Source organism: Streptomyces sp. CO7 (genome assembly GCF_053474865.1).
Genome location: NZ_JBRIOU010000005.1, coordinates 201,125 through 203,114, shown reverse-complemented (window position 1 = coordinate 203,114; position 1,990 = coordinate 201,125). Strand labels below are relative to the sequence as shown.

Here is a 1,990-nt window from a genome sequence, read left to right as displayed (position 1 = left end):
ACCCCACTCCCCCCACCGCGTCGGACCCCGGCGCTACCGTGAGGACATGCGTCCCGACATGCCTGCAGAGAACGCCGTCGACCACACCGAAGAAGCGGCCCGCCTGGAGCGCGCCGCCGCTCTCTACCCGGCGGACGCCGAGGCCCTGCTGCTGCGGGCCGCCGCGCACCGTGAGCTGGCCGGTGACCGTCCCGCGGCCACCGCCCTCTACGACCGGCTGCTCGCCGCGCCCGCCGAGCTGGACGACCCTCAGCTGGTCCGCGCGCTGAAGGCGTCCAACCTGTGGCGGTACGACCACGTCGCGGAGGCCCGCGCGATCATCGACGGCGTGCGGGCTGCGGCACCCCGGACGCCCGAGGCGTGGGTGGTCGTCGCGGAGGCCCTGGAGACCCACGACGAGCTGGTGCTCGCCGAGGAGACGTTCACCGCCGGGGCCCGGCTGCTGATCGGCGACTCCCAGGAGCCCACGTCGGCGACCCGCCCGCTCCTCTACGGCCGGCACCGGGTGCGCCGCATGCTCGGCGCCGACCACGACGCCTGGGACTCGCTGGCCGACCGCCTGCACGACTCCTCCTCGGCCGTCCGCCTCGACGAGCTGCACGACCCCAAGCGGGTCTGGTCCCTCGGCTCCTCCGACCCGGGCGAGCTGTCCGCGGAGATCGCCCGCCTGCGGGCCGAGCTCGGAGCGTTCCGCCGCGAGATCTCCCGCCCGTTCCCGGTGGCGGTGCTGCACTGGCCGGAGCGGGAGCTTGAGGAACTGCTGGCCGCCTATCCGGGGTTGTCGGCGGAGTACCCGTCGCACGCCGACCACGTCGCCGCGATAGAGGCCAGCCTGCGCGAGCTCGCCGCCTCCGGCACGCCCAACCTGGGCATCGTCTCCGGCACGGTCCCCTCCTACGAGGCCTTCGCCGCCTCGGAGGCCGCCTCCCCCGAGGACGCCACCCTGCTCCCGCAGTACGCCACCACCCTCGCCGCCCGGGGCCGGGCCCTGCCCTGGCCGCCGGAGCCCACCGCCGCGTGCTGGTGCGGGTCGGGGAGCCAATACCACGCCTGCCACGGCCGGCGCTCGTGACAGACCTAAAACATCCATAATCTCGTCACACAATATTCACGGACGTAGACTTCCCCCCTCGCTTCACCCGTACGACCGAGGGGGGAATCCTCATGCGCAGGTCCACCGTGCGCGCGGCTCTGCTGGCCGCCGTCTCCACCATCGCCCTGGGCGGTCCGACCGCCGCCCCGGCGCATGCCGCCGAGTACCAGTCCGCGCTCAAGATCCGCGGCGCCCAGTACGACGCGCCGGGCGCCGACCGCAACAGCTGCACGTCGGGCAACACCAGCCAGGAGTACCTGACGCTGAAGAATTACTCGAAGACCGCGACGATCAACCTCCGGGGTTACGTCGTGGAGGACGCGGCCGGCAACTCCTTCACCTTCACCGCGTCCCACTCGCTGCAGCCCGGTGACTACATCCGCCTGCGCGGCGGCAACGGCTCGGACTCCGACGCCAAGAACGTGGTCTACCGCGACAACTGCAACTTCATGTGGAACAACGACCGGGACACCATCTACCTGTACAAGCCGTCCGGCCCGCGCTCGGACGTCCACGCGTACAGCAGGTCCGGGAACGACGGCAACGGCGACGGGTACATCGGCTTCCACGGCTGACCGCGGCCTTCCGTCACCACACCTGCGCGCGGGCGCGCTCCCCTGGGGGCGCGCCCGTCACGGGACCACCCGCAGCCGCTCCGGCCAGCCGAGCGCGTCGAGCCTGCGGAAGAGGTCCTTGATGTCCTCCGGCCGCAGCTTCACGCACCCGTCGGAGAGGTAGTCGGCCTCGCCGTCCCAGCGGCGCGGCTCGGTGTCCCCCTGGCTGCCGTCGCGGTGCATCTCGGAGTGGACGAACATGCCGGTCCGCGCCACTGTGCCCCCGGCGCACCTCATGTCGGCCAGCTGGATCCCGTACCCGCGGACCTTGCCGCCCTTGAAC

General features: G+C 72.4%; 2 protein-coding genes and 1 pseudogene. 2 read left to right on the top strand and 1 reads right to left on the bottom strand.

Annotated elements, in window-relative coordinates; all coding sequences use genetic code 11:
- The first annotated feature begins 46 nt into the window (after positions 1-46).
- Positions 47-1,072 carry an SEC-C domain-containing protein gene (locus tag ACOV8S_RS19360; RefSeq protein WP_448319063.1) on the top strand — a complete coding sequence of 342 codons (1,026 nt, stop codon included), beginning with the start codon at positions 47-49 and terminating at the stop codon, positions 1,070-1,072.
- Positions 1,073-1,164: 92 nt separating this feature from the next.
- A complete protein-coding gene (locus tag ACOV8S_RS19355; protein WP_448319062.1) occupies positions 1,165-1,668 on the top strand; it encodes a lamin tail domain-containing protein in 504 nt (167 codons plus the stop codon).
- A gap of 57 nt (positions 1,669-1,725) precedes the next feature.
- Here ACOV8S_RS19355 and ACOV8S_RS19350 read toward each other — a convergent pair.
- Positions 1,726-1,990 (bottom strand): annotated as a pseudogene (locus ACOV8S_RS19350) (hypothetical protein); the annotation flags it as partial.